This window comes from Bacteroidales bacterium (assembly GCA_023228145.1).
Classification (GTDB): Bacteria; Bacteroidota; Bacteroidia; order Bacteroidales; family CAIWKO01; genus CAIWKO01.
In genome coordinates this window covers 69911-77369 of record JALOBU010000015.1, presented here as the reverse complement: position 1 = coordinate 77369, position 7459 = coordinate 69911, and the positions used below count along the sequence as shown (strand labels likewise).

General features: G+C 38.6%; 4 protein-coding genes and 1 pseudogene. 2 read left to right on the top strand and 3 right to left on the bottom strand.

What is annotated here, in order from left to right:
• Nucleotides 1-147: 147 nt before the first annotated feature.
• Entirely contained in the window at nt 148-1047 is a 900-nt protein-coding gene (gene xerD / locus M0R16_08930) for a site-specific tyrosine recombinase XerD (protein MCK9613006.1), read from the bottom strand.
• Between the two features lie 21 nt (nt 1048-1068).
• Entirely contained in the window at nt 1069-1788 is a 720-nt protein-coding gene (locus M0R16_08925; GenBank protein ID MCK9613005.1) for a (Fe-S)-binding protein, read from the bottom strand.
• Between the two features lie 85 nt (nt 1789-1873).
• Between M0R16_08925 and truA the strand changes: the two genes are divergently transcribed.
• Both truA and glgP read left to right on the top strand, forming a co-directional pair.
• Nucleotides 1874-2632 carry a tRNA pseudouridine(38-40) synthase TruA gene (gene truA, locus M0R16_08920; GenBank protein ID MCK9613004.1) on the top strand — a complete coding sequence of 253 codons (759 nt, stop codon included), beginning with the start codon at nt 1874-1876 and terminating at the stop codon, nt 2630-2632.
• A 201-nt stretch (nt 2633-2833) separates the two neighbouring features.
• Entirely contained in the window at nt 2834-7096 is a 4263-nt protein-coding gene (gene glgP, locus M0R16_08915; GenBank protein ID MCK9613003.1) for an alpha-glucan family phosphorylase, read from the top strand.
• Nucleotides 7097-7242: 146 nt separating this feature from the next.
• On the opposite strand, the pseudogene M0R16_08910 reads toward glgP, so the two are convergent.
• Nucleotides 7243-7366, bottom strand: a pseudogene (locus tag M0R16_08910) (cob(I)yrinic acid a,c-diamide adenosyltransferase).
• Between the last annotated feature and the right edge of the window lie 93 nt (nt 7367-7459).

Below are 7459 nucleotides of genomic sequence, written 5' to 3'. Positions count from 1 at the left end.
TCGCTTTTTTTGACATGTTTTTAAATACAAAAAAAGTTATATGAAACGACTTTCATATAACTTTCTTTTAAAACTACGTGGTAAACGATTTTAGAACTTCTTACCAACTATTTTTGGCCTATATATCTAACCTTTTATCATTCAGGTTTACGACCTGGGATGATACTGAATAATAGCATCACGAAGAAAATCTCTGTCAAGGTGGGTATAAATCTCTGTAGTTGTTATGGATTCATGCCCCAGCATGTCCTGAACGGCCCTCAGGTCGGCGCCGCGTTCAATAAGATGAGTGGCAAAGGAATGTCTGAAAGTATGTGGGCCGATTTTTTTCTTCAAACCAGACTTTTCTGCCAGCTCTTTAATTATAAAAAATATCATTTGCCGGCTCATCTTTCCGCCTCTTCTGTTTAAAAAAATTATGTCGGCGCTGCCTTTTTTAATTTCCTGATGAACCCTGACTTGTTTCAGATAAATGCTAATCTGCTTCATGGCAGAATTGCCAATCGGCGACAGGCGTTCTTTATTACCTTTCCCGATAATACGAACAAAACCTTCATTAAAATAAACATCTGATATTTTAAGATTAATAAGCTCGGAAACGCGCAAGCCGCAACCGTATAAGGTTTCCAATATTGCTTTGTTACGCTCCCCCTGAGGATGGCTCAAATCAATGGCAGCTATCAGGACATTTATCTCTTCAACACTAAGTACATCGGGAAGTTTTCGGCTTATCTTAGGCAACTCCAGCAATTCTGTCGGGTCGTTTGTAATAATGTTGTCTATGATAAGATATTTATAAAATGCCCTTATGCCTGAAATAACACGAGCCTGGGTATATGAACTCATCCCAAGTTTATTTATCCATTGTACAAAATCCTGCAGATGTTTTAATTCAATGTTTTCAGGTTTCGTCATCTGATTTGAATAATCAAGATATTGAACCAGCTTTTTTGTATCGTGCAGGTATGCTTCTATTGAGTTAACAGATAATGATTTTTCAAGCAACAGAAAAGACCTGAAACCCTTCATATAAACGTCCCAACTCATAGACAGCGTATTAATGAATTATTACAAACCACAGGCCAGGACATCGGCAATGTGTATCGTTTTTATAGGCAGTTTGTGTTTGCTGATATACCCTTCGAGATGCATCAGGCAGGAGGCTTCTGTGGAAACAATATACTCCGCTCCGCTTTCAATGGCATTCTGTACTTTTTGCTCTCCCATGGCTGTGGAGATAGGTTCAAATTTCACAGAAAAGGTTCCGCCAAATCCGCAACAAACATCATTATCTTTCATCTCGTTGAGCTTCAAGCCTCTTACTTTACTGAGCAAACGCCTTGGCTGCTCCTTTATGCCATATTCCCTTAAGGCTGCACATGCATCATGATAGGTAATAATATGAGGAAACTCAGCGCCTAATTCATCTTTGTCAAGCACTGTTGTTAAAAAATCCGTGAGCTCATAAATATTTTTTTGTATCTGCTTGCATGGGTTGTGTAAAGAGGTATTAAAGAAAAGTTCAGAATAATAATTTCTTACCATACTCACACAGGAAGCAGAAGGAGCAACAATATACCTGTTATTTGAAAAATCACGAATGAACTTCTCGCCCATCACCCTTGCATCATCCCAATAACCGCTGTTGAAAGCCATCTGGCCGCAACATGTTTGTTCAGGGTTATAATCCACAGCCACACCCAGTCTGTCAAAAATTTTAAGCATGCTGATTCCGATGTGCGGATAAACCTGGTCAACAAAGCAAGGAATAAAAAAATCAATTATCATGATTAAGAATATTCAAATCAACAGGCAAATGTAATGATAAATTTGGTTTTTTAGTATTTTTGAAGAATTAAATACATCATCTAAAATGCCGCAGCGATATTTTATAAAGCTTGCTTACGACGGAACACAGTATCATGGATGGCAGCAACAGCAAAATGCCATGAGCATTCAGCATATTGTCAGTGCAGCGTTGCAAACTATTTTACGTCACAATATTAAGCTAACAGGTTGCGGGCGCACCGATGCCGGAGTCCACGCAAAAGAGTATTATGCACATTTTGACAGTGAAATAACATTCCCTTCTGAAAAAAAAATATGTGGAAATTTAAATGGTTTGCTGCCCGCAGACATTGTTGTTTTTGATTTCATAAAAGTCAAGCCTGAGGCAAACGCTCGCTATGATGCATTAACAAGGACTTACAAATATTTTATTAGTGCCGTACCTGACCCATTCAACAGAAACTTTGAATATTATTTTGCCAGAGAGTTGGACAGCAATCTGATGAATGAAGCATGTAATTTGTTGAAAAAATATAGCAATTTCGCCTGTTTCTCGAAATCCCACACACAGGTAAAAAATCATAATTGCACAATTTATGAGACGTTCTGGAAGACAGAAGGTTATAAATATATTTTTACTATCACAGCGAACCGGTTTTTACGCAATATGGTTCGTGCTATTGTAGGAACCATGATTGATGTGGGATTGCATAAAATTAGTATCGAAGATTTTCGTAATATTATTGAAAACGGTAAACGTTCCGATGCAGGCATGTCGGTACCGGCAAAAGGATTGTTTCTTACATCTGTTACATTCCCCGAAGAGATATTTTTCAGAACTTAGATTTACAAGAATTTATAATAATTTTCTGGAAGATTGTTTTAAACAAAAAATCCTTAACAAATTTTATTTGTTAGCATGAAATTGTTGTATTTCCTAATTATAGTTCTTATTATTATGTGATTTATTATAATAAACTTATGCTTTCTGTAATAAAAGAAAATAAATTTTCATACTTTTGAAAGTTATTAATTATTCTCTATAATGACTGCTAAAAATATGCTGACGCCCGACTATTTGTTCGAAGTCAGTTGGGAAGTATGCAACAAGGTAGGTGGAATTTATACCGTTATTTCTACCAAAGCACCCCTGCTGGACGAAAAATTTAACGACAATTACCTGCTTATAGGACCTGATGTTTTTAAAGACACAAATGAAAACGGGGAGTTTATTGAAGACCAATATTCTTATAAACTCTGGAGAGAGCAGGCTCTTGAGGAAGGGCTGAAATTCCGCATAGGGCGCTGGAATATTACAGACAAACCTCTTGTTATTCTCGTGGATTTTACACAGCTCTTTGCTGAAAAAGATAAAATATTCGAAAAATTATGGGAAAAATATGGCCTCGATTCTTACTATGGGCAGTGGGACTATGTGGAACCTGCCCTTTTTGGTATTGCCGCCGGTAGAGTTATAAAAAGTTTTTATGAGTTTCATGTATTCCCACACGAAAACATTGTTGCCCAGTTTCACGAATGGATGACTGGCACGGGTATATTATACCTTAACGAACACACACCGCAAATCGGAACAATTTTTACAACGCATGCCACAGTACTCGGGCGAAGTATCGCAGGCAACAGAATGCCTCTCTACAGTCAGATGCATACTTATCACAGTGAATCATTGGCAAAAACCATGGGGGTTGTTTCCAAATTCTCGCTTGAGAGAATATCGGCCGGCTATACTGACTGCTTTACTACCGTAAGCGAAATAACTGCCAAAGAATGTGAGCACTTTCTGGCAAAAAAACCCGACATAATTACACCAAATGGATTTGATGGAGGACTGATACCGGATAATGAACAACTTAATGAAAAACGAAACCAAAGCCGCCTAAAAATCAAAAAAATAACAGAAGGCCTTTTAAACCAAAATCTACCTGATGATACGGTTTTTATCATGACCAGCGGGCGCTATGAATTCTACAACAAAGGCATAGATTTATTTATTGATGCTATGGGAAGAATCAACAATGCAAAAAATTCTTCTCAAACCATTATTGCTGTGATTGCAGTACCGGGAAACCATGCCGGGGCGTCACAAAACCTGATAAACAGAATGAAGGAGAGAGATTTTTCCCAACCCGTCAGCAATGACTACTGTACGCATTATCTGCACCATTACAAGTCAGATGCAATGATACAACGTATTGCTGAAAACAACTTAAATAACTCTCCTGCCGACAAAGTCAAAATAGTAATTGTTCCTTGTTACCTTGACGAAAAAGATGGCATTATCGACATAAACTATTATGATTTCCTGACAGCTTTTGACCTTACAGTTTTCCCTTCATATTATGAACCATGGGGCTATACGCCGCTTGAAAGTATTGCTTTTCATATCCCCACAATAACTACTACACTTGCTGGCTTTGGATTATGGGTATTATCACAGGATGCGAATCCTCATGAATATATTTCAGTGATTCAACGCACTGATGATAATCATGACTTTGTTTTAGAGGAATTATGCCGCCGCATAATTTCCTTTGTTGGCCAACCTGATGGAATAAAATCAGAACTCAGGGAAAAAGCTTATGACATGGCCTGCAAAGCTTTCTGGCAAAATATGTTATCTCACTATGACGAGGCTTTCAGCATAGCGCTTTTAAAAGCGTCAGGAAGGTATGAACAATACAAAAATAAAATAACCAGTTCCGGCCAGGTTGTCAAGCCAAAGCAGATTGAACCGCCATCGTGGAGAAAAGTTCTCGTTAAGCCCACCGTACCTGAAAATTTTAAAACGCTGCTGAATCTGACAAAAAACCTTTGGTGGACATGGAACCCTGAAGCCGTTGAACTGTTCAGCATCATAAAACCCAAGGTGTGGGAACAATCCAACCACAACCCCATTGCACTATTAGGCTCGCTTACACTTGACGACTACAAAAAACTTGAAAAAAATCAGGCCTTCCTGAACAAACTTCAGATAGTCAGTAATGCGTTTTGCAATTACATGAACAAGGCATCGGAGAAACAAGGGAAACTTATTTCGTATTTTAGTATGGAGTTTGGCCTGCATGATTCTATTAAAACATATTCGGGCGGTTTGGGAATACTTGCCGGTGATTTTCTGAAAGAAGCCAGCGACTCAAACGCAAACATCATAGGCATAAGTCTGCTATACCGCTATGGTTATTTTGACCAGAGTGTTTCTTTGCTTGGCGACCAGCTTGAATCATACCACCCACAAAAATATTCCCTGCTTCCACTTATTCCTGTTTTTGAAAATTCCAATAATGGCGAAGGAAATAACAAATGGCTCAAGATACAACTTCCTGCACCGGGCCGTATCATACATGCAAAAATATGGCGGGTGGAAGTCGGCAGGGTTACATTGTTTTTGCTTGATACAGATTTAGAAGAAAACCATCAGGATGACCGCATGATTTCACATCGCCTTTACGGCGGTGACAATGAATTGCGTTTTAAGCAAGAACTCATGCTGGGCATTGGAGGTATTCGGGCATTGGAAGCATTGAACATTAAACCCGATATTTACCATTGCAATGAGGGCCATGCTGCATTTATGTGTATCGAAAGGCTTCACAAACTTGTGCAAGAAGAAAACCTAACTTTTCTGGAAGCCGTGGAAGCGGTAAAAGCATCAACACTTTTCACCACGCACACTCCTGTGCCTGCCGGTCACGACAAGTTCAGCGAAGACATCATAAGAACTTACATCAGGCATTATGCCGAATTGCTCCGAATAGACTGGGAAACCTTTATGGCAATGGGCAGGGTGAACGAAAACGACAGCAATGAAGAGTTCAATATGAGCATACTTGCTACTCGCCTTTCTTCTGAAATAAACGGAGTGAGTAAAATACACGGCAGAGTCACTTCAAAGCTCTTATCTCCATTATTTCAGGGATATTTCCATAATGAACTAAATATCGGTTACGTAACTAATGGCGTACACTATCCAACCTGGGTGGGAAAAAGATGGAAAAATCTGTATGATGAAACTTTTGATAAGGAATATATAAATCATCAGTCTGAACATAAATACTGGAAAAAATTTTATGATGTCCCGGATGAAACTATATGGAAAATCAGGCAGGAACAACGTGCTGACCTTATTAACTTTGTCAGAGACCGTGTTGTTAAAGAAATGACTTTGAGACAGGAAAACCCTCAGAATATTTTTAAGGTCTCCGAAAGTCTGAACAACCAAACTCTCACGATTGGATTTGCCAGAAGGTTTGCTACGTATAAAAGAGCACAACTGCTGTTTAATAACCCCGAGCGTCTTGCAGCCATATTAAAAAATAAAAAAAGGCCTGTGCAATTTCTCTTTGCCGGCAAAGCCCATCCTCATGACGGTGCCGGAAAAGAAATCCTTAAACAAATTTACCAGTTATCACAAAATCCTGAATTTGTAGGAAAAATAATTTTTGTTGAAAATTATGATATTAACCTGGGGAAAAAATTAACACAAGGTGTTGACATCTGGCTCAACACCCCTACCCGCCCCGAAGAAGCTTCGGGCACCAGCGGAATGAAAGCCGTGATGAACGGCGCCCTGAATTTCAGTGTGCTTGACGGTTGGTGGGCTGAAGGATATGTTCCCAACGCTGGTTGGGCACTGAATGAAGAACGCACCTATAAAAACCAGCAGGCACAAAATGCGCTGGACGCCGTTACGATATACAACATGCTTGAAAATGTTATTATCCCTATGTTTTATGAACGAAGCGAGAAAGGAATACCTGAAAAATGGATACAATACATAAAAAACTCAGTGACCTGCATAGCACCGCGTTTCACTATGAAACGCATGCTGGATGATTATTACGAAAAATTTTATACCATACTGAGCGACAGAACCGAACTGATGAATGCGGAACATTTCAAAAATGCGCGCCGCCTGGCATCTTGGAAACAGAAAATTTTACGCGGCTGGGAAAGCATTGAAGTTGTGTCGCTGAATATTACCGACTCAAACAAAAAACCCCTCTTGCTTGGGGAAACATTTTCTGCAGAGGTCGTTCTGAGTATAAACGAACTTAACGAAAACGATATCGGAGTAGAACTTCTCTTTGCGCAAAAAGTAAATGATGTAGTGGAAAAGATATTATTCCGTTATGACCTGCAAATCCTTAAGAGTAAGGACAATGTGGTAACATATTATCACGAAATGCCCGCAGAACTTGTAGGGGTTTATGACTTTATTTTCAGGATATATCCGAAAAACCCTCTTCTTGCCCACAAACGCGATTTTAGCGTGATGAAATGGGTATAATATATATTTATCATAGCATGTGATAAAATAGCCTGAAAATTACAGACGAAAATAGATTTCTAATACTTTTTATTAGCAACTTAATATTTAATATCCTTACGATATCTGTTGTAGCCCAAAGTACATTTATACATTGAACCCACAAACTAAAATTCTATGCCTTTTCTTACAAGAATACCCCGATAATAATAATGTTTTATTTCCTTCATCTCCGTTACAAGGTCTGTCATCCATAATTTCCTTTGGAGCATATCTCCCTGTAAGAACCAATTCTATTTGTCCGGGTTTTATTTTCAGAAGCTCAAAGACATCTTCAACTTTCAATACATATTGACAGTTCAGATTTCGACTTTATTCAATCAG

Excerpts from the sequence above, each read along its gene's own strand:
- M0R16_08925 (MCK9613005.1), bottom strand. The coding sequence starts at position 1,788 with ATGATAATTGATTTTTTTATTCCTTGCTTTGTTGACCAGGTTTATCCG.
- truA (MCK9613004.1), top strand. The coding sequence starts at position 1,874 with ATGCCGCAGCGATATTTTATAAAGCTTGCTTACGACGGAACACAGTAT.
- xerD (MCK9613006.1), bottom strand. The coding sequence starts at position 1,047 with ATGAGTTGGGACGTTTATATGAAGGGTTTCAGGTCTTTTCTGTTGCTT.
- glgP (MCK9613003.1), top strand. The coding sequence starts at position 2,834 with ATGACTGCTAAAAATATGCTGACGCCCGACTATTTGTTCGAAGTCAGT.